This is a genomic window from Agromyces sp. MMS24-K17 (assembly GCF_043950245.1).
In the GTDB taxonomy this organism is placed as follows: domain Bacteria; phylum Actinomycetota; class Actinomycetes; order Actinomycetales; family Microbacteriaceae; genus Agromyces.
On the sequence record NZ_CP171640.1, the window covers coordinates 1,471,684 to 1,494,882 of the forward strand.

General features: G+C 73.1%; 19 protein-coding genes. 9 read left to right on the plus strand and 10 right to left on the minus strand.

Features of this window, described 5'->3' with window-relative positions:
• Positions 1–70: 70 nt before the first annotated feature.
• The 3 genes from ACGGZK_RS06605 (at position 71) to ACGGZK_RS06615 (ending at position 2,880) form a co-directional block, all read left to right on the plus strand.
• The gene (locus ACGGZK_RS06605) at positions 71–1,318 is read left to right on the plus strand and encodes a hypothetical protein (protein ID WP_395245476.1); all 1,248 of its coding nucleotides are present in this window, start codon (positions 71–73) and stop codon (positions 1,316–1,318) included.
• Positions 1,319–1,357: 39 nt separating this feature from the next.
• On the plus strand, positions 1,358–1,582 hold the full coding sequence (locus ACGGZK_RS06610; RefSeq protein WP_395245477.1) for a hypothetical protein: 225 nt from the start codon (positions 1,358–1,360) through the stop codon (positions 1,580–1,582).
• Between the two features lie 131 nt (positions 1,583–1,713).
• On the plus strand, positions 1,714–2,880 hold the full coding sequence (locus ACGGZK_RS06615; protein ID WP_395245478.1) for an RtcB family protein: 1,167 nt from the start codon (positions 1,714–1,716) through the stop codon (positions 2,878–2,880).
• A gap of 136 nt (positions 2,881–3,016) precedes the next feature.
• Here the strand turns inward: ACGGZK_RS06615 and ACGGZK_RS06620 are convergent, their stop codons facing one another.
• Complete coding sequence (locus ACGGZK_RS06620) at positions 3,017–3,247, minus strand: hypothetical protein (RefSeq protein WP_395245479.1); 231 nt, start codon at positions 3,245–3,247, stop codon at positions 3,017–3,019.
• 159 nt (positions 3,248–3,406) lie between these two features.
• On the opposite strand from ACGGZK_RS06620, the gene ACGGZK_RS06625 reads away from it, so the two are divergent.
• The 4 genes from ACGGZK_RS06625 to ACGGZK_RS06640 all read left to right on the plus strand — a co-directional run bounded on the left by ACGGZK_RS06625 (position 3,407) and on the right by ACGGZK_RS06640 (position 8,623).
• On the plus strand, positions 3,407–4,219 hold the full coding sequence (locus ACGGZK_RS06625) for a M23 family metallopeptidase (protein ID WP_395245480.1): 813 nt from the start codon (positions 3,407–3,409) through the stop codon (positions 4,217–4,219).
• Entirely contained in the window at positions 4,216–5,154 is a 939-nt protein-coding gene (locus tag ACGGZK_RS06630; protein ID WP_395245481.1) for a DMT family transporter, read from the plus strand. Before ACGGZK_RS06625 ends, ACGGZK_RS06630 begins: the two co-directional genes overlap by 4 nt.
• A gap of 75 nt (positions 5,155–5,229) precedes the next feature.
• Complete coding sequence (locus ACGGZK_RS06635) at positions 5,230–7,851, plus strand: putative Ig domain-containing protein (protein WP_395245482.1); 2,622 nt, start codon at positions 5,230–5,232, stop codon at positions 7,849–7,851.
• A 217-nt stretch (positions 7,852–8,068) separates the two neighbouring features.
• Positions 8,069–8,623 carry a dihydrofolate reductase family protein gene (locus tag ACGGZK_RS06640; RefSeq protein ID WP_395245483.1) on the plus strand — a complete coding sequence of 185 codons (555 nt, stop codon included), beginning with the start codon at positions 8,069–8,071 and terminating at the stop codon, positions 8,621–8,623.
• Here ACGGZK_RS06640 and ACGGZK_RS06645 read toward each other — a convergent pair.
• From ACGGZK_RS06645 to ACGGZK_RS06660, 4 genes are all read right to left on the minus strand, one after another.
• Positions 8,613–9,041 carry a hypothetical protein gene (locus tag ACGGZK_RS06645; protein ID WP_395245484.1) on the minus strand — a complete coding sequence of 143 codons (429 nt, stop codon included), beginning with the start codon at positions 9,039–9,041 and terminating at the stop codon, positions 8,613–8,615. The genes ACGGZK_RS06640 and ACGGZK_RS06645 overlap by 11 nt on opposite strands.
• A gap of 3 nt (positions 9,042–9,044) precedes the next feature.
• Entirely contained in the window at positions 9,045–9,500 is a 456-nt protein-coding gene (locus ACGGZK_RS06650; protein ID WP_395245485.1) for a nuclear transport factor 2 family protein, read from the minus strand.
• A 64-nt stretch (positions 9,501–9,564) separates the two neighbouring features.
• Entirely contained in the window at positions 9,565–11,601 is a 2,037-nt protein-coding gene (locus tag ACGGZK_RS06655; RefSeq protein WP_395245486.1) for a GTP-binding protein, read from the minus strand.
• 133 nt (positions 11,602–11,734) lie between these two features.
• Positions 11,735–12,817 (minus strand): acetylxylan esterase, encoded by a 1,083-nt coding sequence (locus tag ACGGZK_RS06660; RefSeq protein ID WP_395245487.1) that lies wholly within the window; start codon positions 12,815–12,817, stop codon positions 11,735–11,737.
• A 117-nt stretch (positions 12,818–12,934) separates the two neighbouring features.
• On the opposite strand from ACGGZK_RS06660, the gene ACGGZK_RS06665 reads away from it, so the two are divergent.
• Complete coding sequence (locus ACGGZK_RS06665; protein WP_395245488.1) at positions 12,935–13,816, plus strand: DeoR/GlpR family DNA-binding transcription regulator; 882 nt, start codon at positions 12,935–12,937, stop codon at positions 13,814–13,816.
• A 30-nt stretch (positions 13,817–13,846) separates the two neighbouring features.
• On the opposite strand, the gene ACGGZK_RS06670 is transcribed toward ACGGZK_RS06665, so the two are convergent.
• From ACGGZK_RS06670 to ACGGZK_RS06690, 5 genes are all read right to left on the minus strand, one after another.
• On the minus strand, positions 13,847–14,737 hold the full coding sequence (locus ACGGZK_RS06670) for a LacI family DNA-binding transcriptional regulator (protein WP_395245489.1): 891 nt from the start codon (positions 14,735–14,737) through the stop codon (positions 13,847–13,849).
• A gap of 74 nt (positions 14,738–14,811) precedes the next feature.
• Positions 14,812–17,103, minus strand: a complete 2,292-nt coding sequence (locus ACGGZK_RS06675) for an FAD-dependent oxidoreductase (RefSeq protein WP_395245490.1) — start codon at positions 17,101–17,103, stop codon at positions 14,812–14,814.
• A gap of 199 nt (positions 17,104–17,302) precedes the next feature.
• Positions 17,303–18,730 (minus strand): BNR-4 repeat-containing protein, encoded by a 1,428-nt coding sequence (locus ACGGZK_RS06680; RefSeq protein WP_395245491.1) that lies wholly within the window; start codon positions 18,728–18,730, stop codon positions 17,303–17,305.
• Positions 18,616–19,551: a carbohydrate ABC transporter permease gene (locus tag ACGGZK_RS06685; protein ID WP_395245492.1), complete on the minus strand. Its 936-nt coding sequence runs from the start codon at positions 19,549–19,551 to the stop codon at positions 18,616–18,618. Before ACGGZK_RS06685 ends, ACGGZK_RS06680 begins: the two co-directional genes overlap by 115 nt.
• On the minus strand, positions 19,548–20,402 hold the full coding sequence (locus tag ACGGZK_RS06690) for a carbohydrate ABC transporter permease (RefSeq protein ID WP_395245493.1): 855 nt from the start codon (positions 20,400–20,402) through the stop codon (positions 19,548–19,550). The genes ACGGZK_RS06685 and ACGGZK_RS06690 overlap by 4 nt, the downstream gene beginning before the upstream one ends.
• Before the next feature lie 440 nt (positions 20,403–20,842).
• On the opposite strand from ACGGZK_RS06690, the gene ACGGZK_RS06695 reads away from it, so the two are divergent.
• Positions 20,843–23,197 carry an OmpL47-type beta-barrel domain-containing protein gene (locus tag ACGGZK_RS06695; RefSeq protein ID WP_395245494.1) on the plus strand — a complete coding sequence of 785 codons (2,355 nt, stop codon included), beginning with the start codon at positions 20,843–20,845 and terminating at the stop codon, positions 23,195–23,197.
• Positions 23,198–23,199 lie beyond the last annotated feature (2 nt).

Below are 23,199 nucleotides of genomic sequence, written 5' to 3' on the forward strand. Positions count from 1 at the left end.
ACGCGTATCGAGACCCCTCCCCCGATCGCGGGTGATACCGCTCCCACCCCGGCAGGAGTAGCCTCCGGTCATGGAGCGTGTACCCGACCTCCTGTCCCCCGCAAGCAGCACCCTCGGCATCGCGGTGCTGCCGGTGATCGCCCTCGCCGGGGCGCTGCTCGCCGCGGTCGCGATGGGCAGCCTCCTCGTCGCCTGGCTGCGGAAGCCGACCGAGCAGGGGTTCGGCACCACCGACCCGATGACGGCGGGCATCGTGCCGGTCGCCTTCGTCTCGGGCGAGGCATCCGCGCGGTGGCTCGCCGCGACCGTGCTGCAGCTCGCCGTCGACGGCACGCTCGCGATCCACGACCGACGCGAACCGGGCGACGAAGCGCAGGACGCGGCGCGACGCATCCGCCTCCTGGTCGCCTCGACCGAACCCTCGGCCGTGTCGCTCGCGACCGAACCGGGCGATCCTGAGGACGGAACCCTCGCGGCCATGCTCGCGCCGGGCCAGACCGGACCCACCACGCGGCCGCGCCCGGGGGCGACGGTCGACCTCGACCGCGTGGTCACCGGCAACGCGATGCTCCGGTCGATGACGCAGCGGCGGTTCCACGACGCCGCAGAGCTGTACCGCGAGCCGCGGCCGTCGGCCCGCTTCCGGCTCGCGACGCTCGGCAGCGTGATGGGCCTCGTTCTCGGTGCGCTGTCGCTGACGATCCGCGAGGCGACGAGCGATTCGGTGGCCTGGAGCGCGATCGGGATCGCGGCGGCCGCCGGGGCGCTGCGGGTGCTGCTGCCCCGCTTCATCCCGCTGAACGGCGCGGGCCTCGTACTGCGCGCGCGGGCGAACGACCTGCGCCGCGACGTCGCGGAGGTCGAGGTCGAGACGGTCGCGGCGGGGGAGCGGATGCTGCCCTGGGCGATCCTGTTCGGCGAGCCCTCGGTCGTCGACGCCGTCGGGCGCCGGGGCGAGGAGGCGGGCACCGCGCCCTCCTGGTACCGATCGACCGTGCCGTTCACAGCCGAGCGGTTCGGCTCGTGCCTCGCGCTCGTCACCGCCCAGCTGTCGCAGCCGATCCGCGTCGGCGGCCGGTCGTTCGCCCGCGGCGACGACTCGCGCTTCGGCGTGCCCTTGCTCTACGACACGCGCGGCTGGGGCGGCGGCTACCTGGCCGGCGGCGACGGCGGCGCCGGCTGGGGCGCGGCGACCGCCTACGACGGCGGCTTCGGCGACGGCGGCGGTGGCGGGTTCGACGGCGGTGGCGGAGGCTTCGACGGCGGGGGCTTCGGCGGCTTCGACGGCGGCGGAGGCGGGGGCGACGGCGGGGGCTGAGCCGCGGCGCCGGCGGCTGAGCTGCGGCGCCGACGGCGCATGGCGAATCGCACCGGGCTGTTGACGGCGCGGCGCGCCCGCCGCTACGGTCTGAAGGCTGCGCATCCGCGCAGCATCCCCGGACCAGCGGAGGGAGTCGTCGTGCACCTGCAGTATGCGACCGACCGGCCTTCCGTCGAGCGCGCCTCGGCGGCGCCCGCTCCCGCGACGAAGCTTGATCGTCGTTCGAGCGAACTCGACCAGCTGTTCGTCCAGGCACCCTGACCCCGCGGTCCATCCGCGACTCCGTCACCCCGGTGCCTGTTCGAGGCCCGGGGTGTCCTCCTGTCTGCGCGCGACCGGAGCCCTCGGGCCCCGGGACATCCGTGCAACACCAACCCAGACAGGAAAGGAACATGGAGACCATCTCCAAGCGGCTCGTCTCGTGGGCGAGCCTGATCGACGAGCAGACCGTCGAGCAGGCCCGCAACTCGTCGACGATGCCGTTCATCCACCCGCACCTCGCCCTCATGCCCGACGCGCACCTCGGGCTCGGCGCGACGGTCGGGTCGGTCATCCCGACCCTCGGCGCGATCATGCCGGCGGCCGTCGGGGTCGACATCGGTTGCGGCATGATCGCCCTGCGCACGCAGTTCGAGGCATCCGACCTGCCCGCCGATCGGCGGAGCGTGCGCGAGCAGATCGAGCGGGCCATCCCGCTGAGCGCTGGGAAATTCAACCGCAAGGTCGTCGCCACCGCGGCGCCGCGGATCGCGGAGCTCGAGGCCCTCGCCGAGGCGAAGGGCTTCGACCCCGCCCGGTATGCGGGGAACTGGCGCGAGCAGCTCGGCTCGCTCGGCAGCGGCAATCACTTCATCGAGGTCTCGGTCGACGAGCTCGACCGGGTCTGGCTGTTCCTGCACTCGGGCAGCCGGGGCGTGGGCAACAAGATCGCGCAGCACCACATCGCCGTCGCGAAGCGGCTCGCGAAGCAGTGGTGGATCGACCTGCCCGACCCCGACCTGGCCTACCTCGTCGAGGGCACGCCCGAGTTCACCCGGTACATCGCCGAGCTGCGCTGGGCGCAGCACTTCGCACTGCTCAACCGCGAGGAGATGATGGACCGCGTCGCCCGGCAGGTCGGCGAGTGGGTCGGCACGCCCGTGGAGGAGCGGGAGCGGATCAACTGCCACCACAACTTCACCGAGAGCGAGGAGCACTTCGGCAAGCGGGTGTGGGTGTCGCGGAAGGGCGCGATCCAGGCCGACGCCGGTCGGCCCGGGCTCATCCCGGGGTCGATGGGCACGGCGTCGTACGTGGTGGAGGGGCTCGGCCACCCGATGTCGCTGAACTCGTCGCCGCACGGCGCCGGCCGGGAGTATTCGCGCACGAAGGCGCGGCGCACCTTCACCCACGAGCAGCTGCGGGAGGCGATGCAGGGCATCGAGTTCCGCGACACCGACGCGTTCCTCGACGAGATCCCGCAGGCGTACAAGCCCATCGACCGGGTCATGGCCGACGCGGCCGAGCTCGTGCGGGTGCGGCACGTGCTGCACCAGCTGGTGAACGTCAAGGGGGACTGAGGCGGATGCCCCGGGCGGGGCGGATGCCTCGGGCTGCGGCCCGCGCGCTGGGCGCGCGGGCCGCGGCCTGCACCGGGAGCGGGCCCGGACAGGCGACCGCAGCGGCCGCACCCGATTCGGCCGCCGCGGCCGCAGCTCAGGCGATCGGCATCGTCGGCGGCTCGGGCGTCGACGGGATCGTGGGCTCGGTCGGGCTCGGGTACGTCGGTTCCTCGGGGGTCGGCGCGTTCGGTTCGGTCGGCGTCGTCGGGAACCCGGGCGCCGGCTCCGGGGAGTCGGGGGCGTCGGGGGCCGGCGGGCCGGTGGGCGTCTCGGGCGGAGCCGTGGGCGTCTCCGGCGGGTCGAGCGGTTCCTGCGGATCGGACATGGATGCCTCCTCTGCTGCGGTGCACGCTACGTGGGGCGCGGGGCGGCGTCGACCCCCTTGACGTCGCGCCGGCCGTGCCGCAGTGGGCTGCAGCTCGAGCCGGCGCCGTCGCCGCCGGCCGTCGCCGCGGCCGTCGTCGCCCCGCGATACCCTCCGTGCATGGTCGACGACCGGCGCGCCGGAGGCGCCGCGCACACGCGTGACGAGCTGCGCGACGCGCTCGTGGTGGACTTCCCGCTCCGCGGCGACGGGTGGATGGCGGTCACGACGCCCGCCCACCGCATCCCGAGCCACGGCACGGATATGTTGGCCCAGCGCTACGCCTACGACTTCGTGAAGGTCGACGACCGCCCCGGCGTGCACGTGCACCCCGCGAGCGCGTGGGTGACCGAGACCGTGGGTGGTCGCACGTCGGAGTGCTACGCGTGGGGTGCGCCGATCCACGCGCCCTTCGACGGCGAGGTGGTCGCCGCCGCCGACGGCATCGCCGAGCGTGCCTGGGTGAACCCGTTCCGCGAGTTCGGCCGCGCCGTGCGCAACGCGGCGACCTTCACCCCGGAGAAGCTGGCAGAGATCCTCGGCAACCACGTCGTGCTGCGGGCGACGGATGCCTCGAGCCTGCGTCCCGGCGGGGGCGTCGAGTCGCCCGGGGCATCCGCCCAGCCCGGGGCATCCGCCGCGACCGTGTTCGGCGGCTTCGCCCACCTGGCGACCGGCAGCGTGGCCGTGGCCGCCGGGCAGCGGGTCGCCGCCGGCGACGTGCTGGGCCGCGTCGGCCACACCGGCAACTCGACCTCGCCGCACCTGCACTTCCAGCTCATGGACGGCGCCGACCTGCTCACCGCGAGCGGCCTGCCGTGCGCCTTCCGGGCATACGAGGTGCAGCGCGACGGGGCGTGGCACCCGGTCACGGGCGGCGTGCCCGGGCGGCGGGAGCGGATCCGGTCGATCGACGGCACAATGGGCGGATGAGTCGTCGTGGGCTGATCCTCTTCGCTGCGCTCGGCATCGCGTGGGGCATCCCCTACCTCTTCATCAAGGTGGCGGTGAGCGAGCTCGAGCCCGCGATGGTGGTGCTGGGGCGGTCGGCGCTCGCGGCGATCCTGCTGCTGCCGCTCGCGTTCTTCCGGCGCGAGGTGGTCGCCGTCGTGAAGCGGTGGAAGCCGATGCTCGCCTACACGGTGGTCGAGATCATCCTGCCGTGGTACTTCCTGAGCTCCGCCGAGCAGACCCTGCCGAGCTCGACCGCGGGACTCCTGCTGGCCGCGGTGCCGCTCGCCGGTGTCGGCATCGCCTTCCTCATGGGCCGGCCCGAGCGGCTGAGTGGCGTCAACTGGGCCGGCATCGCGGTCGGCATGCTGGGCGTCGCCGCCCTCGTCGGGCTCGACGTCGCCGGCTCCGACCTCTTCGCGGTCGCCGAGATGGCGGTCGTGGTCGTCGGCTACGCGCTCGGCCCGGCGATCCTCGCACGGTGGATGCCCGACCTGCCGGGCGTCGGCGTCGTGGCGGTGTCGCTCGCCGTGACGGCCGCCGTCTACGTGCCGGTCGTGGCGTTCACCGGTGCCTGGCCGACCGAGGTGCCGTCGGCCGCGGTGATCTGGTCGATCGTCGTGCTGGCGGTGGTGTGCAGCGCCCTCGCGTTCCTGCTCATGGTCGCGCTCATCGGCGAGATCGGGCCGGTGAAGGCGACGGCGATCACCTATGTGAACCCGGCCGTCGCGGTCGCCGCCGGCGTGCTCGTGCTCGGCGAGCGGCTGACGGTGTGGACCGTGGTCGGCTTCGTCCTCGTGCTGCTCGGATCGTACCTCGTCACGAGGCGCGGCCGCGGGCGAGGACGTGGTGGGGCGGCGCCGCCGTCGGCGGGCGTGGAAACCTCCCCCGATCTGGGGATAGCGCGACCCTCGTAGCGGACGGCGCGCTCCGGTACGGTGTGCACGTCGCCCGCCCGCGGCGATGCGTACCCGCTCCCGAGAGGTACCGAAATGTCGCAGCGCACCCCCTTCCGCCGTGCCATCCGTTCCATCGCCGGCGCGCTCGCCGTCGCCGTGGTCGCCTCAGCCGCCGTCGTCGCCACCGCGCTCCCGGCGCAGGCCGCGCCGGTCGTGCCGACCACGCTCACGCTGGCGCGCGACGTGAACGCGGGCACCATCCCGCTGGTGCCCGACGGCACGACGTCGAACGGTGCCCTCTACGCCGAGACCGCCCCGCCCGGCATGGCACTGGCGTTCACCCCGGGCAACGGCATCGTGCTGCAGGGCACCCCGACGGTGGCGGGCACCTACCCCGTGCGGTTCGACGTCATCTGGGTCGACGGCGGCGGCGGGTTCCAGCAGTACACGGTGAACGTGACGGTGGTGCCGCCCGCGCCGACGTGGTCGACCACGTCGCCGCTCGCCGACGGCCGGGTCGGCAAGTCCGGTACGTGGGCCTTCCAGGCCTCCGATGCGACCTCCTACGCCCTGGCCGGGGGCGCCCTGCCGAGCGGCCTCGAACTCTCGAGCGCCGGCAGCCTCACCGGGACGCCCAGCATCGCGGGTGACTTCACGTTCACCATCGCCGCAACCGGGGCGGGTGGCACGACCGGGCGCCCGTTCATCCTGACCGTCGCGGAGGCGGCGCCCGCGCCGGTGTGGGTCACGACGTCGGTGCCCGACTTCCTGACGGGGATCGCCGGCTCGTTCACGTTCGTGGCGACGAATGCGACGACGTACTCCCTCTCCTCCGGGACCCTGCCGGCGGGCCTGACCCTCTCAGGCGCGGGCGTGCTCTCGGGCACGCCGACCGGCTCGGGGACGTCCAGCGCGACGATCCGCGCGACCAACGTCGACGGAGTCGGGGCCGACCGGCCGTTCTCCATCCGGGTCGTCCCGCCGCCCGTTTGGGTCGGCGCGACGTCGATGACCGTGACGGTCGGCCAGACGCTGCCGCTCCCCGGGCACTTCGAGAACATCTCGTTCGTGCACGACATCGTGCCCCCGGGCAGCCCGTACTCGTACGCGAACGGCAACGTGACCGGCCTCACCGTCGGGTCGGGCAAACTCCACCTCACGGGCATCCCGGCCAACTCCCATCCGTCGCTGGGTGCCATCATCGACGTGTCGGTGATCGCCCCGCCAGCCTGGGTGACCACCGGCATCCCCGACTTCGGCGTCGGCGTACCCGGCTCCACGACGCTGGTGGCGACGGGCGCCGCGTCGTACTCCGTCACTGGAACGCTGCCGCCGGGCGTCTCGTTCATCGCGGCGTCCGGGGTGCTGTCGGGCACGCCGACGGTCGCCGGTTCGTACCCGGTGACGTTCACCGCCACGAACTCCGTCGGCTTCGGGGTCGACCGCGCCTTCACGCTGGTCGTGCAGCCCGAGCCGACGTGGGTCGGGCCGGACTCGCTGTTGCTCACCGTCGGCGAGACGGTCGTGCTGCCGCTCTCGGTCGTGCAGGACGGCACGCCCATCGCGGTCGACAGCGAGCCGAAGCCGGGCGTGATCTCGGTCGAACTGCGCGCCGACGGCATCGCGATCACCGCGCTGAGCGCCGGCCTCGGCAGCCTGCAGGTCATCCCGGCCAGCCCGACGCATCCGAACGCCGTCGGCTTCGACATCCCCGTCGAGGTGCGCAACGCGCCCGTCTGGGTGACGACCTCGCTGGGCGAGCTGCGCCAGGGCGTCGCGGTCGACCTCGACCTCGAGGCGACGGATGCCACGGGCTACGCGCTCGCCGCGGGCAGCACGCTGCCGGCCGGCCTGGCCCTCGCGGCCGACGGCTCGCTGACCGGCACTCCGACCGGGTTCGGACCGTACTCGTTCATCGTCGAGGCGACGAACGGCGACGAGGTGGTCGGCCAGGCGTTCAGCGGGACCGTGCAGGCGCCGCTCGTCGAATGGGTGACCGAAGACCTCCCGCTGCTGCACGTCGGCGTCGCGGTCGACGAGTCGCTCGAAGCATCCGACGCGGTCGCGTTCGCCGTGACCGACGGCGAACTGCCGCCCGGCCTCGACCTCGTCGGCGACACGATCACGGGCACCCCGACCGAGGCCGGCGAGTTCGAGGTGGAGATCACCGCGTCCAACGCCACCGGCGAGGGCGTCGCCCGCACCTTCACCATCACCGTCGACGAGCCGGTGCTCGAGCTGACCCTCGAGGCGGGCCCGGGTGACGCGGCCGCCGGGGCGGTCGTCACGGTGACCGGGTCGGGCCTCGAGCCGGGCGCGGGCCTGGACGTCACGCTCTTCTCCGACCCGATCGTCCTCGTCGACGTCGCGGTCGCCGCCGACGGCACGATCGACCTCGCGACCGCGCTGCCGGCCTCGGTGCCGTTCGGCGCCCACGAGCTGCGCGTCACGACGACGGGCCCCGACGGCTCGCCGGTGACCCTGTCGATCTGGTTCTCGGTCGGCGAGGACGGCACCATCCTCGAGGTCTCGACCGAGGGGCCGGTGGCCGAGCCCGTGCGTGCGACGCCGGCGGCGACGCCCGCCTCGAGCGGGCTCGCCGGCACCGGCGTCGAGCCCGGTGCCTGGCTCGCCCTGGCATTGGTGCTCGGCTTCGCGGGTGCCGCGACCGTCGTGGGAGCGGGCCGCGTGAAGGGGCGCGGCCAGCGGGTCTGAGGCACCCGCGCCGAGCGCGGCGTGCCCGCCACCGCTCGGAGACCGTTTCCGTGCACCGGCATATTCGCGCCGGAAAGGTGTCCTGCGGGTCAGAGACCAGGACTCGAGACGCGGCCGGCGCCGGATTCGCTCGCGATGTCGATCCCGGCCTCGCCCGTTCGACGCCATGATGAGACCGGAACCCCGGCTCGAGGCATCCGATCGCAAGGAGCGAACCATGCGCACCCTCATCGTCACCGAGTTCATCACCCTCGACGGCGTCGTCGATTCACCCGGCGGCGGCGAGCACCCGCGCGCGGGCTGGACGTTCAAGGAGGTGCCGTTCGTCGAGGAGGCGTACGAGCTGAAGGGCAGCGAGCAGACCGAGGCCGGGGCGATGCTCATCGGCCGGCAGAGCTACGACGAGTTCGCGCCGATCTGGCCGAAGATGGACGAGTTCGCCGAGTACAACGCGATGCCGAAGTACGTCGTCTCGTCGACCCTGAGCGACCCGGAGTGGAACAACACGCGCGTGCTGCGCTCGCTCGACGAGGTCGCCGAGCTCAAGCGGGGCGACGAGGAGGGCACGATCCTCGTGCACGGCAGCCCGACGCTCGCGAAGGGGCTCGCCGCGGCCGGGCTCGTCGACCGCTACCACCTGCTGCAGTTCCCCGTCGTGCTCGGCGAGGGCAAGCGGCTGTTCGACGGCAACGAGCAGGGCGGCCTGAAGCTCGTCGAGCACGAGGTCTACTCGAACGGCGTCACGAAGCTCGTCTACGACGTCACGCGTTGAGGTTCCGGCCGCCGCGACGGACGCGACGCCACCAGGCGGCCCGTGCCTGGGCGCGCGCGGCGGCCGCGGCGGCGGCCTTCGCCTCGGCATCAGGGAAGTAGGCGACGAGCTTCGGCGTCTTCCGGATGGTCCGCACGACGTACGTCACCCAGTCCCAGGCGAACCGCAGCCCGACGACGAACCCGAGCGCGCAGCCGATCAGCGCGAACCACAGCGGCGTCGGGCGTGCGACGCCGACGGCGTCGAACAGCCCGGTGCCCGCACGGAACGCGTCGACCACCACCCACACGCACAGCACGGCGGCGGCGAGCCCGAACAGGCCGACGAACGTGCTCACGACGATGGTCGCCGGCGAGGTGTTCTCGGGGCGGTAGCGGATGCCTCGTCGGCGACGCTTGCGCGTGGAACTCCTGGACACGCGCTACGCGCGCTTCCGAGCCCGCCAGCGGCCGAGCCGGTACGCCGCATGACCGATGGTCAGGCCGAACCCGGTCGTGCCGTGCGGCCCGTACGGCTCGTAGGCGCGCAGCTTCACGATGCGCTCGCCGTCGGTGTCGACGACGAAGACCTGCGCGAAGTCGAGGCGGCGGTGGCCGGCCTTCAGCACGTGGTGCGTCGACGTCTCGAGCACCGCGGAGCGACCGTCCTCGGAGAAGAACCAGCGCTCGATGTCGAACCGCATGCTCTCCATCTGCCCGAACGCCCAGGTGAGCCCCTCGCGGACGGCGGCGATGCCGACCATCTCGGGATACGGGTAGTGCGGGTCCCAGAAGACGACGTCGTCGGATGCGCCGGCGGTCGCCGCATCGACGTCGAGCGCCTGGATACCGGCGAGCGCCGATTCGACGAGCTGCTGGGTGGTCCCGGTGGTCGGCATGGGCACACGGTAGCAGCGGGCGGAACCGGATCGCGGGACCGTCCGCAGCGGGCCGTGCCCCGGCTCACACCCCGTTCACCGTGCGCGCGAGGCGACGCAGGTACTCCTCCCGGTCGAGCGGGTCGTTGCCGAGGCGCGCGCGCGCGGGACGGTCGCCGTGCACGGGCTGGTCGCCGTCGGGCTCCGACCGCAGCGCGCCCTCGCCGCGGGTGAGCCCCGGCAGCGCGGCGCGGATCTCGTCGAGCCGGCGCAGCGGCACGCGGCCCGTGACCACCGCCGCGTAGCGGCGTTCCTCGGTAGTCGTCGGCACCGCCTCGAGCCGCGTGATCGCACCGAGCACCGACCCGAGGAGGTCGCGCGGCACCTCCAGCTCGAACCGGTGCATCGGCTCGCACACCACGGTGCCGGCCCGTCGGAGTGCGTCGACGAGCACGAGCGGCGTGATCGCCCGGAAGTCGGCTCCGGTGCTCGACGACGCCTTCGAGAAGCGCTGGTGCGGCTTGCTCTGGCGAGGCCAGTAACCCGAGTGCGTCATCGTGACGATGCAGTCGGGCACGAGCCATCCGCTCAGGCCCTGCTCGAGGGTGAGGCGAACGGATGCCTCGGTGGCCGCGAAGAACGCCGGCGGCATCGCGCCCGGCTCCACGCCGAGGCCGAACACGACGCCCGTGCCGGGCGGGGCGGGCTCGAGCCGCAACCCGACGGTCGCGATGAACGGGTTCGTCGGCGTCTTCAGGAACTCGACCGCCTCGCCGGTGCCGACGAGGCGCTCCACGCACACCACGGTCGACTCCTGGAAGCCGACGTCGAGCCCGTAGCGCTCGCCGAGCATCGTCTGCAGCACCTCCTTCTGCACCTCGCCCGACACCATGACCGTGATCTCGCCGCGCGCGTCGTCCTGGCGGAGGTCGATGAACGGGTCCTGCTCGGCGAGCTCGGTGAGCGCGGCGAACACCGCGCCGGCGCGGCCGTCTGGGACGTCGACGACCGCCTGCAGCATCGGGCGGGGCAGACCCGCCCCGGTCGCCTCGCGATCACGCCTGCCGACGGCGTCGCCGATGCGCGCGTCGTCGAAGCCGCGGACGAGGGCGATGCGGCCGGCCGGCGCGGCCTCGGCCTCGACGAGGGACCCGTGCTCGAACACGCGGATGCCGGTGGCCTTCACCCGGGCCGCGCCGCCGACGTCGACGCGGTCGCGGACCCGCAGCGTGCCCGCGCCGACATGCACGAACACCTGGCGCTCGCCGCGGTCGTCGCGTTCGATCTTGAACACGCTCGCGGCGAGGTCGGCGGACTCGTCGCGCTCCAGGCCCGGGAGCAGGTCGCCGAGCCGATCGAGCAGCTCCCGGATGCCCGCACCCGTGCGCGCCGACCCCGCGAGGACGGCATGCACGACGCCGGCCCGCGACAGTTCGCCGAATCGGCGGTGCAGGTCGGATTCCGGCGGCGGCGTGCCGTCGACCCACGCCTCGAGCACGCGGTCGTCGCACCCGGCGACGAGGTCGATGAGGTCGTCGGGCGAGGCATCCGCGACGGATGCCTCGGGCGTGCCCGCAGCGGTCACCGTCGAGCACATCGCGACCCGCTCGGTGAGCCGGCGCCGGAGGTCGGCGACCACCCGCGCCGGGTCGGCGCCCGCCCGGTCGACCTTGTTGACGAACAGGATCACGGGAAGGCCGAGGCGCTGCAGCGTGCGCATGAGCACGACGGTCTGCGCCTGCACGCCCTCGACGGCCGAGACGACGAGCACGGCGCCGTCGAGCACCGCGAGGGCGCGCTCGACCTCGGCGATGAAGTCGGAGTGACCGGGGGTGTCGATCAGGTTGACGGTGAGCGGGTGCGCGTCGTCGGCACCGATGCGTGCACCGTGTCGGTCGGGAGCATCCGCGTCGCGCGAGCGGCCCGGCACGTCGAACGAGACGACGGAGGAGCGGATCGTGATGCCGCGCCGACGCTCGAGGTCGAGCGAGTCGGTGACGGTGGTGCCGGCGTCGACGCTGCCGGGCTGGTCGAGCACGCCGGCTTCGGCGAGGAGGCGCTCAGTGAGGGAGGTCTTGCCGGCATCGACGTGCGCGACGATGCCGAGGTTCAGGGTACGCACGAGTGGTCAGGTCCGTTCGGTCGCTGCGGAAGGGGATCGAAGGCGTGACCTGTGAACGCACAGCCTGCCCCTTCCTCTTCAGCGACCGCGGATGCGCGGACCGACGTCGCTCGTGCAGCGACGGATCGCCACCTTACTCGCGTCGGGCGGAGTTGGGAAGCGCGGGATCCACGCCCTGCGGCGCGAGGCCGTCGAGCCGCGCGGCATCGATGTGCCGATGGGTCGCCGCGGACGCGGCGGCCCGGGTGGCGCCGATCCCGGGGTACTCGGCGTGCCCCGCGGGGAGGACCGCGAGCTCGAGGGCGGCGCCACGGCCGGCCTCCGCCGCCAGCGCCACCGCGTTCGCCACGGCGAACTGGCCGGGCGGCGGCACGACCGTGTCCCATCGTGCCGCCTCGACACGCACCGGCACGGACGTGAACCCGGCGGCGGTGGATGCGTCGAACCAGCGCAGCACCTCACGGGCCTCGGGATGCCGGAGCACGTGCTGTCGCACCGTCTCGCCGCTGCCCTCGCAGCGCAGCCCGAGGCGCACGTCGTACTGCCCGAAGCTCGGCACGATGAGCGTCGCGCCGACGACCCGGTCGTCCCAGGGGAGGGCGAGCGCGCCGATGCCGCCGCCGAAGCTCTCGCCGACGACGTAGAGCGGCAGCGCGGTGCCCGGTCCGTCGGAGCCGGCCCACGCGTCCACGACCTCGCGTAGCGCCGTGCCCGCGTGCCACAGGTCGACGGCGCAGCGCCCGAGGACGTACTCCTCGACCGACCCGATGCCGTGCAGCACGTGCTCGTCCTTCACGGCGGGGGCACCGACTCCGGCGTTCAGCGACCCCAGCCCGCGTGCGACCGGGAAGATCGCGGCCGCGTCGGCGGGCACGCGGTCGAGCTCGACGGCGTCGCGACCGCCGTAGCCGTGGCTGTGCACGATCCCGATCCGCGGCACACCCGACGCGGGCAGCGCGACCCAGCCCCGGAGGCGGAGTCCGCCCGCGGCGGTGAACTCGACGAGGGACACGTCGTGGTCGCCGACTCGGCCGGACTGTGCCAGTACGGGGTCGGCGGGCACGGCCGAGGCCTCGGCGAACCACGCCGACCACCGCTCGGCGAAGCCGTCGGGCGGGGCCACGGGCGGCACCGCGAGCAGGTCGGGCAGCTCGAAGCCGTAGGTGCCGTCGATGTCGGCGTCGGGGAACCAGTCGCCGTAGGGGGCGGGGATCACGCGCGTCCTCCTCGTGATGCGGGGGTGGGATGGTGGAGTCGAGCCGGGCGCGGCGCCGGCAGCGCGGCCGCGCCGGTCGTTCGTGCCAGACTGGCTCGAAGGTCGGAGGGAGTCCCGGTGCTCGTCGCGGAACGCAGGTCTCGCATCCTCGCAGCGGTGCGGCGTGGGGGTGCGGCGACCATCGTCGACCTGGCCGCCGAGCTCGGCGTCAGCGCGATGACCGTCCGCCGCGACCTCGACGTGCTCGCCGACGACGGCCTCATCGAGAAGGTGCGCGGCGGCGCGACCAGCGGCCTCGCACCCGAGGCGGGCCGGCGCGGGTTCGAGGCCCGCACGCGGCGCAACCTCGCCGAGAAGCGCGCGATCGCCCGCCGGGCGGCGGAGCTCGTCGAACCCGGCATGGCCGTCGGGCTCTCGGGCGGCACCTCGGCGTGGGTGCTCGCGCAGGAGCTGCGTAGCGTGCCCGAGCTCACGATCGTGACGAACTCGCTCCCGGTCGCCGAGCAGTTCCGCCGCCCCGATCGTGCCGACGAGCCGTACACCCAGTCGGTCGTGCTGACCGGCGGGGTGCGCACGCCGTCCGATGCCCTGGTCGGCCCGGTGGCGGTGCGCGCGCTCGAGCACCTGCACTGCGACCTCGTGTTCCTCGGCGTGCACGGCGTCGACCTGCAGGCCGGGCTCACGACCACGAACCTGCTCGAGGCCGAGACCGACCGGGCGCTCGTCGCCGCCGGTCGCGAGGCGGTCGTGCTCGCCGACCACGGCAAGTGGGGCGTCGTCGGGCTCACGACGATCCTCGACCTCCACGAGATCGACCGGTTCATCACCGACGACGGCCTCGCGCCCGAGGCGCAGGCCGCGCTCCGTGAGCAGGTCGGCGAGCTCTGGGTCGTGCCGGTCGGCGACGACGCGGGAACGGATGACTCGGGCGCCGACGGTCCGGGCGCAGAGGTGCTGCTCGGGGCATCCGTCATCGAGACCGACGCCGACGCTCGCTGAGGCCGCGCGCCCACGTCACCGCCCCGCACGTCACCGCCGCGCGGTGCTCGCACGGGCCACGACGGTCGCGCCGACGACGAGGTGCCGCACGGGCATGTCGGCTCCCGGCGGCGCGGCGATCTGGCGCTCGAGCTCGGTGAGCGCGGCCTGCACGATGCCCTCGTTGTCGGGGGCGACCGAGCTGAGCGGCGGCGTCGCGTAGGCCGACGCGCGCACGTCGTCGATGCCGATCACGGCGACATCGCCGGGCACCGCGACGCCCGCCTCGTGCAGCGCCGCGAGCACGCCGAAGGCGACCGAGTCGTTCGAGCAGACGACGCCGTCGAGTTCGACGCCGGCGGCGAGCAGGTCGCGCATCGCGCGGCGGCCCTCCGCGGAGGTGAACGACGCGACCTGGGCGACGAGCGACGGGTCGGCCTCGAGCCCGAGTGCGGCGACGGCTTCGCGGTACCCGGCGTGCCGTCGATCCGCGGCATCCGACGGGCTGGCGTCGCGCGGGCCGACGAAGGCGACGCGGCGGCAGCCGACGGAGGCCAGGTGGGCGGTCGCGGCGTGCGCGGCGGCGCGGTTGTCGATCGTGACGTGCGTGAACGGGCTCACCAGGATGTGCTCGCCGAGGAGCACGAGCGGTCCGGGGGAGGTGCGGCGGGTGAGGTCGCCGACCGTGAGCGAGCGCGGGATGTGGATCAGCCCGTCGGTCGGCGGCAGCCCGACCCCGTTCGCGATGTCGACCTCGCGATCGTGGTCGCCCTCGGTCTGCTGGATGAGGATCGACAGGCCGCGCTCGTCGGCGCGCCGCACGAGCAGCGCGGTGAGCTCGGCGAAGTACGGCTCCTCGAGATTGGGCACGGCGAGCGCCACGATGCCGGTGCGCTGGTGCCTCGGCAGGGGGGCGGTGCGAGCGACGGAGGGGTCGGCCACGGTGCTGCTCCTCGGTGGGGTGCGTTCGGGCCTGCGGCGGCCCGAGCCTGCCCTCACGCTACTGTGGCGCGCGGTCATGCCTGTACCCGGAATGCGATGACACGCGCCTCGCGGGCGCCGTTGGTCGAGGTGATGACGAGCCGGGCCGCGCGGATGGGCCCGAGGCCGGCGGGCAGCGGGTGGATCCGGTGGCGCCACCGGTTGTCGCGCTCGTCGGCGACGACGGTCCAGGCGGCATCGGCCGCGCCGTCGGTCGAGGCGGATGCCCCGGCCGGGAGCACCTCGACGCGGTAGTCGCGCACGAGCTGGGGGAGCACTTCGTCGGGGCTGCGGTGGTGGTGCAACGTGTTGAGCTCGAGATCGACGTCGTCGTCGAACACGAGGCGCACCTCGCGGGCGGTGACGGGCTCGTCCCAGTCGAGGCGGAGCCATTCGTCGCGCGCGAGCGTCATCGGCTCCGACGCCCAGAGGTTCGCGCCGCCGTACGGCCGGTTGTAGCCGCCGATCGCCCGTTCGGGTGCGAGCGCCTCGCTCTCGGGGGCGGCGCGGAACGCGAGCGACCGACCCCGGAGCGGCTTCGTCGGCCACTGCACGAGCAGCTCGTCGCGGCTGACCTGCACGTTCTGGTCGTCGTTGTCGACGCGGTGCACGAGGGTGAGCACGCCGGGCGGCAGCGGGGCGGTCGTGTGCACCGTCACGTCGGGGTTCGCACGCAGCACGACGATGCCGTGCTGCGGGGTGCCGGGTGCGAAGGGCACCTCGGCGGTGACCCAGCGCGCCGGCCCGGCGGCCACGTCGATGGCGGTCGCGTGCTCGAGGTGCGCCGGCACCACGTTCTGCGGCTTCCCGGTCGAGAACACCTCGACGGCGAGGGTCGTGTCGCGATCGGCGGCGACGAGCAGGTCGATGGTCTCGAGGCGCGGATGCACCGGCAGCACGATGCCGAGGTCGTCGGCGAGCAGGTGCGGCGAGAGCCCGTCCGAGGCATCCGCCCCGGCCGCGATCGTCGTCCTCGTGCTCGACGCGGACGCGCGCGCCCGGCGCGCGAGGTCCTCGGGGTCGTCGTTCGCGACGCCGAGGACCGGGGCATCCCACCGCAGCAGCACCTGCCGCAGCTCCTCGCGCCGCTCGGCGTGGAGCTCGCGCGGCGTGACGCCGTGGTCGAGGCACAGCACGGCGGCCGTGCCGGCCGCCTGCCCCATGGCGGCGCAGGTCGCCATGACGCGGGCGGCGCCGAAGGCGATGTGCGTGGCCGAGATGTCGCGGCCGGCGACGAGCAGGTTGTCGACGTTGGCCGAGTAGAGCGAGCGGAACGGGATCTCGAACAGCCCCTCCGAGAAGCGCTGCAGTGCCCCGGCGCCCTCGGCGTACATGCCCTGCGCGGGGTGCAGGTCGATCGACCAGCCGCCGAACGCGACGCCGTCGTCGAACGCGGTCTGCCCGATCACGTCGCCCTGGTGCAGCGTGTAGTCGCCGATGAACCGGCGGTACTCGCGCTTGCCCGGGAGGTTGCCGATCCACTCGAGCGTGAGGGTGTCGGCGTCGAACTTCCCGGAGTTCTTGATGTAGTCCCAGATGCCGAGGATGACGCCGCGCAGCTCGTCGCGGATGCGCTCGTTGTCGTCGACGATGTCGAGCTCGCCGCCCCACTCCACCCACCAGTAGTGGGCGCCGCTGTCGCCGCTGCGGATGACCCGCGAGGCCGGGATGGGCGTGGTCGTGATGTCCTTCGCGGTCTCGGGGGCGACGTACTTCACCGGCCGGCCGAGGTCCTTCGTGTAGAAGAGGAGCGTCGAGCCGAGGAACTCGCGCACCGGCTCCTCGGGCGCCCAGTCCTCGCCGAACTCGGCGCGCCCCTCCTTGCCGAGGCGGTACCGGGCGCCGGCGAGGTGGCCGACGAGGCCGTCGCCGGTGCAGTCGAGGAACATCGGCGCGGTGAACGTGGTGCGCACCTCGGAGCCCATGGTCCAGCCGGTGACCGACGTGATGCGGCGGGCGTCGGCGGGGCCGTCGGCCTCGACCTCGAGCACCTCGGTGTTGAGGAAGAGCTCGAGGTTCGGCTCGCGCCGCACGGTGTCGAGCACGACGTCGTCCCAGTAGACGGGGTTGCCCTCGGGGTTGCGGTACTGGTTCTCGACGTAGAGCTCGCCGATGATGCCGGTCTCGCGGGCCCAGCGCTGGTTGCCGTGGGCGGTCGCACCGCACACCCAGACCCGCACCTCCGACGAGGAGTTGCCGCCGAGCACCGGCCGGTTGTTCACGAGCACGACCCGGCGGCCCATCCGAGCGGCGGCGACGGCGGCGCTGACGCCGGCGAGGCCTCCTCCGACCACGACGAGGTCGGCTTCGACGGTCTGTGTGCGCATCGGTACGTGCGGTCCTTCCGGTGGTTCTGGGCGGTGGTGCGGTGAAGCGGGGCGAGCTGGTGGAGCGGGCGGAGCGGGTGGAGCGGGTGGAGCGGTGGTGCGGATGCGGCGGGGCGAGCGGATGAAGCGGGACGTGCGGTGCGGGAGAGGTGGCCGGGGCGCCCGCCGGTCGTGCCGACGGCCGCCCCGGCCCTCCGACTCACCCGGCGGCCAGCGCCTCCACCTCGTAGACCCGCGCGACGTCGGTGGCCGACGCCGAGGGGTCGGTGATGAGCAGGCGCACCGCGTCGCCCACCCGGCCGCCGGCGTCGGCGATGACGGTGCCCTCGATGTTGTCGTCGTAGCGGCCGATCTCGACCCAGCCGTCGGCGGTGCGGAGCTCGACGGTGAAGTCGCGCAGCACCGACTGGGCGCTCACGCCGACGCTGTAGCCGCTGCGCACGCGCACCGCCTGGATGGCGGTCGGCTCGTGCCAGTCGACGGTGATCGTCGGGGCGAGGTCGCCCACCGCCGAGATCCAGCGGCTCGCGTCGGCGCAGACGCCGTCGACGGCGAGTGCGCCGCCGGTGTCGGCGCGGAGCGTCGAGGAGACGGTCACGTCGGCGCCGAGCGCGACGTTCACACCGGGCACCTCGTCGAGCAGGTCGCCGACGATCGACGCGAGCGGGGTGCCGGCGTCGGCCGGCCCGGAGCGCGGCACCCGGGCGTGCACGAGCGAGCCGCTGCCGGGGCGCGTCGCCGGGGCGCTGACGTACAGGATGTCGGTGCCGTCCTCGTCGGTCACGGCGCGCAGGCGCTGCTGCCCGAGCTGCTCGTCGCCGATCGCCGCGGCGGCCCAGCCGGCGCGCCCCTGCGACTGCTCGAAGCGGATGACCCGGCTGCGCACCTCGCCGCAGACCTGGGCGGCGACCACGCCGTACACCCGGGTCTTCGAGCCGAACGACGTCACGTCGAGGGCGGCGATGGTCGACACGCCCGCGCCGAGCTCGGAGACGTCGATGAGCTGCTCGTGCGCCCAGCCGGTGCCGTCCCAGCGGGTGACCCAGAGGTCGTACGCCGTCTGGTCGGGCTCGACGAACCGGTAGGTGATGGCCTCGAGCCGGTTCGCCCGCACCGCGAGCTTCGCCGACTGGAGCGACGGGGTGTAGCTGCCGAGCTCCTCGCCCTCGATGAACGGCTTCCAGACGATCGCTCCCGCGGTGTCGGGCGTCACCGGGCCGTCGACCGTGGCGCCGGTGACGTCGCTGAGGCGTCCGGTCTCGGGGTCGTAGACCACGTACGAGCCGAGGTGCCGGGCCGGGTCGGCGGGGAACGGTCCCCACTCCCACAGCACGTGCACGCGCCCGGCCGCGTCGACCTCGAGGTCGTCGGGGTAGAACGACGTGCCGCGAGCGGCGCCGATGACGGTCTCGCGCTCCCACGCCCCGACCGCGAGGTCGTAGTGGTACAGCACGCCCTCGCGACGGCCCTGCGGATGCTTCGGGCGGATGCCCCGGGACGGCGGCGCCGGCGTCAGCCCTTGACCGCGCCGGCGGTGAGCCCGCCGACGAGGTAGCGCTGGAGGGCGATGAACGCGATCGCCACCGGCAGCGACGTCACGATCGACGCCGCCATGAGCTCGGGCCACGCGGTGGACGCCTCGCCGATGAACGTGTTCACGAGGCCGGGCGGCAGGGTCTGCTTGTCGGGGCCGGCGAGGGTGAGCGCGAAGATGAAGTCGTTCCAGCCGCGCACGAAGGCGAACAGCCCGGCGGCGACGAGGCCGGGCGCCGACAGCGGCAGCACGATCGAGTGGATGATGCGCAGGCGGGATGCCCCGTCGACGCGCGCGGCCTCGATGAGTTCGTCGGGGATGGTGTCGAAGAAGCCCTTCAGCATCCAGACGCAGAGGGGCAGCGTGAACGTCGTGAACGACAGCACGAGCGCGGTGTACGTGTTCAGCAGGCCGTACGCGGCGAACACCGTGTAGAGCGTGACGAGCAGCAGCGCCTGGGGGAACATCTGCGACGCGAGCACGAAGTACATGAGCGCGCGGCGCCCGCGGTAGCGGAACTTCGAGAACGCGTAGCCCATGTACGCCGAGACGACGACCGACAGCACGGCCGTGATGACCGACACGATGATGCTGTTGCGGAGGTAGTTGAACAGCGCCGGGTTCGTGAAGAGCGACTCGTACGCCTCGAACGTCGGGTTCGCGGGGAACAGCTGCGGCGGGAACGAGAACACCTCGGTGCGCGGGGTGAGCGAGGTCGCGAGCAGCCAGTACACCGGCAGCAGCGCGAAGCCGCCGCAGACGATCACGGCCGCCCAGGCGGCGATGCGCACGCCGGGCCGTTCGGCGCGGAGCAGCGTGGGCTTGCGGGGGCGCTTCGGCGCGACCTGGCGCTCGACGACCTCGGCGGGCATCGGGGTGACGGGGGCGGCGGGGAGCTGCGTCGAGAGGCTCATCGCTCCTCTCCCTTCTCCGAGAAGCGGACGTACACGACGACGAGCGCCATGAGGAGGATCATCCAGAGCAGGCCGATCGCGCCGGCGCGCCCGAGGTCGAAGCCCTGGAACGCGGTCTCGTAGACGGCGGTGGCGAACGTCTGCGTGCTGCCGGCGGGGCCGCCGCCGGTGAGCACGTAGATGATGTCGAAGTGCTGGAAGTTCCAGATGAACTCCAGCAGGAGCACGAGCCCGATGATGCCCTTGAGCTGGGGGACCGTGATGGCGAAGAAGCGGCGCACGGTGCCGGCGCCGTCGATCTCGGCGGCCTCGTGCAGCTCGGGCGACACGGTCTGCAGGCCCGCGAGCAGCATGACCATCATCCAGGGGAACGACTGCCAGGTCTTCGCGATGATGACGGCACCCATGGCGGTGCCGGGCTGGGCGAGCCAGGCCTGCGGCTCCCCGATGAGGCCGAGGCCCTGGAGCACCGCGTTCATCACGCCGTAGTTGGCGTTGAAGATCCACATCCAGAGGAACGAGACGACGACGCCGGGCACGAGCCAGGGGATGAGCATGAGCCCGCGCAGCACCTTGCCGCCGCGGATGCGGGTGTTCAGTGCGAGCGCGAGGGCGAAGCCGATGGCGAACGGCAGGATCGTCGTGCCGATCGTGAAGACGAGGGTCTGCCCGAGCAGGCGCGGGAACTCGCCGGTGAGCACGTCGATGATGTTCTGCAACCCGACGAACTCGCGGCCGGGCAGGATCAGGCTCTGCTCGAAGAACGCGGTGACGAGTGCCGTGATGAGCGGGTAGACCACCACGGCGAGCAGCAGCGCGAGGCCGGGCACCACGAGCAGGAAGGCGAACATCCCGTCTGAGATGCGTCGCGGCTTGTGAACACTTGGTGTGATCTGTTCTGTTTGTGTACTCACTGCGATTGGGTCTTCCTCGCCGTTGAGGGCGTCTCGGCCGGATTGCTTCGGCCGATCTGCGCGGGATGAACGGGTTCCAGCATTCATGAGGCTCGGCGAGCGGGTCAACTTGGGAATGTCACGTTTCGGTAACGGCAAGTGAGAAAGCGTGATGTAGTGTTCTGATTTGAAATGAGAGCGCGGACACAACTCGTCGCTCTGGCTGCGGGGCGTCCACGTGTCCACCTCGCTCGCGAACAGCCCCCGTGACCGAACCACAGCTCCGCGCCCGCGCCGCGGTGATCACTTGACCCACGCACGGTGATCACCCGACGCAGCCGCCGCGAACGTGGCTAGCATCGCGCCCAGTTCCACGACGACGTGACAGGAGAGACTCGATGACGAGGACACGGAGCGGCCGACGGGCCGCATGGGGCGCGATCGCCGTGATCGCCGCGGGCGCCCTGCTGGGCACCGGGCTGGCGCCCGCGGCCGCCGAGGAGGCGCCGCCGCTCGTGCAGCTGCCGGGCAGCGACGCCTTCGACGGCACCGCGCTCGACGCCGCGAAGTGGCAGCGCGTGCGACCCGACGACGCGGCGCTGAAGGTCGCCGACGGCGCCCTCACGATCACCGCGCTCGCCGGCGACCTCTACGGCGGCACGAACACGGCGAAGAACCTGGTGCTGCAGGATGCCCCGGGCTGGGGTCGCTGGGAGGCGTCGACGACGATCGACTTCGCGCCCGGCTCCTGCTGCCAGCAGGCCGGCCTCATCCTCTACACGGATGACTCGAACTACGCGTCGCTCGCCTTCTCGGGCCGGGCGAACGGGCAGGGCCGGCTGTTCTTCCTGCGCGAGGTCGGCGGCACCCCGTCGGTGCCGTCGCCGATCGACAAGCCCATCGCGCAATGGCCGACGCACTTCTCCCTGAAGGTCGCGAGCGACGGCGAGCAGGTCACCGCGCACTACTCGGCCGACGGCGTGACCTGGACCCCGGTCGGCACGCCGGTCGCCGCCGGCCAGTTCACGAAGGTGGGGCTGTTCGCCATGGCCGGCACGAACGGAGCGCCGGCCATCCCGGCGCGGTTCGATCGCTTCACGCTGCTCCACGACGGCACGCCGCCGCCGGCACCACGACAGCCCGAGGCATCCGTCGCGCCGATCGACTGGGACGCCCTCGGCGAGGAGCCGCTCGCCGGCGTCGACGCGGTCGCCGCCGAGATCCTCCGCAACTCGAACGAGTACGCCCTCACCACCTGGTGGCGCAACAAGTTCGGCAACCAGCCGACCGGCTACCTCACCTTCGGCGGCACCGGCGAGTCGCAGATCCGGCCCGTCGCCGCGGAGGCGAACGCGCTGGCGACCGCGCTCGTCACCGGCACCTACGACGCGGCCGTCACCGGCGTCTCCGAGGCGGAGGCCCGCGCGAAGGCCGTGCGGCTCATCGGCTCACTCGCGAAGGCGCACTACGCGAATACCCGCGGGGGCTGGAGCGGCAGCAGTTCGTGGCAGGGCGCGCTCTGGGCGTCGCAGGCCGCGCAGGCGGCGTGGCTGCTGTGGGGCGACCTGAGCGCGGAGGACCAGCGCCTCGTCGGCGTCATGGTCGAGACCGAGGCCGATCGCTTCATCGACTACGACGTGCCCTACTGGACCGCAGCCGACGGCACCGTGCTCTCCCCGGGCGACACGAAGGCCGAGGAGAACTCCTGGAACTCGATGCTGCTGCAGGTCGCGACCGCGATGTTCCCCGACCACCCCCGGCACGACGCGTGGCAGGTGAAGAACGTCGAGCTGCTGCTGTCGGCGCATGCGAAGCCGAGCGACGTGCACGACGCGACGCCGGTCAACGGCCGCCCGCTGAACGAGTGGATCGACGGCTGGAACGTCGAGGAGGACGGCCGCGCCTACAACCACGACCTGCTCCACCCCGACTACATGGCGACGATGGTGCAGCAGCTCTACGCCGGCACGACGGCGACGCTCGCCGGGCAGCCGACGCCGAAGGCCGCGCTGCACGACATGGAGCTGCTCTACGGCAACTTCGTCGACCACGACTACCCGGCGCCGCCGTACGTCGCGCCCGGCGGCACGATCTACCGCGAGGGCTCGGGCGCGGTCTACTACCCGCAGGGCACCGACTGGGGGAAGTCGCGCCGGCTGCAGTTCGTCGCGGTCGACGCGATCTCGGCGGCGTTCGGCGTCGACCGGCAGGCCAGCCGCGACGGCCGCTACTGGCTGGAGCTGCACGGCGACGACGCGCTCGCGATGCAGGCCCGGTCGACCGACGGCCGCACCTACCTCGCGTCCGACGACGACACGTACAACGGCCGCGAGGAGTGGGTCGCGATGCACGCCGCCTGGTCGGTGCTCTCGCTCTGGGCGGTGCAGAACGGCGAGTTCCGCGTGTCGGATGCCCCCGCCGACGCGCTCGACGACACCGTCGCGCCGGTGATCACGGCGTCCGTCGACGGCAGGCCCGCGCCCGCGGGCGCGTACCGCTCGCCGGCCGACCTGGTGCTCGACGTGACGGATGACTCGGCCGGCGTGGCATCCGTCGAGTACCGCACGCAGCGCGGCGACTGGACCACGTACTCCGCGCCGGTGCTGCTGCGGCCCGGCATCTGGGACGTCGAGGTGCGCGCGGTCGACGCGAACGGCAACGTCGCGGAGCAGTCGCTCGACCGGATCCGGGTGATCGGCAAGGCGGTCGGGCTGCCTGACGGCGTGGCATCCGACGGCACCGTGGGAGAGTAGGG

What these genes read in the sequence shown, in the direction of transcription:
- ACGGZK_RS06605 (WP_395245476.1), top strand. Translation starts at nt 71, where the DNA reads ATGGAGCGTGTACCCGACCTCCTGTCCCCCGCAAGCAGCACCCTCGGC.
- ACGGZK_RS06610 (WP_395245477.1), top strand. Translation starts at nt 1,358, where the DNA reads ATGGCGAATCGCACCGGGCTGTTGACGGCGCGGCGCGCCCGCCGCTAC.
- ACGGZK_RS06615 (WP_395245478.1), top strand. Translation starts at nt 1,714, where the DNA reads ATGGAGACCATCTCCAAGCGGCTCGTCTCGTGGGCGAGCCTGATCGAC.
- ACGGZK_RS06620 (WP_395245479.1), bottom strand. Translation starts at nt 3,247, where the DNA reads ATGTCCGATCCGCAGGAACCGCTCGACCCGCCGGAGACGCCCACGGCT.
- ACGGZK_RS06625 (WP_395245480.1), top strand. Translation starts at nt 3,407, where the DNA reads ATGGTCGACGACCGGCGCGCCGGAGGCGCCGCGCACACGCGTGACGAG.
- ACGGZK_RS06630 (WP_395245481.1), top strand. Translation starts at nt 4,216, where the DNA reads ATGAGTCGTCGTGGGCTGATCCTCTTCGCTGCGCTCGGCATCGCGTGG.
- ACGGZK_RS06635 (WP_395245482.1), top strand. Translation starts at nt 5,230, where the DNA reads ATGTCGCAGCGCACCCCCTTCCGCCGTGCCATCCGTTCCATCGCCGGC.
- ACGGZK_RS06640 (WP_395245483.1), top strand. Translation starts at nt 8,069, where the DNA reads ATGCGCACCCTCATCGTCACCGAGTTCATCACCCTCGACGGCGTCGTC.
- ACGGZK_RS06650 (WP_395245485.1), bottom strand. Translation starts at nt 9,500, where the DNA reads ATGCCGACCACCGGGACCACCCAGCAGCTCGTCGAATCGGCGCTCGCC.
- ACGGZK_RS06675 (WP_395245490.1), bottom strand. Translation starts at nt 17,103, where the DNA reads ATGCGCACACAGACCGTCGAAGCCGACCTCGTCGTGGTCGGAGGAGGC.
- ACGGZK_RS06685 (WP_395245492.1), bottom strand. Translation starts at nt 19,551, where the DNA reads ATGAGCCTCTCGACGCAGCTCCCCGCCGCCCCCGTCACCCCGATGCCC.
- ACGGZK_RS06690 (WP_395245493.1), bottom strand. Translation starts at nt 20,402, where the DNA reads ATGTTCGCCTTCCTGCTCGTGGTGCCCGGCCTCGCGCTGCTGCTCGCC.
- ACGGZK_RS06695 (WP_395245494.1), top strand. Translation starts at nt 20,843, where the DNA reads ATGACGAGGACACGGAGCGGCCGACGGGCCGCATGGGGCGCGATCGCC.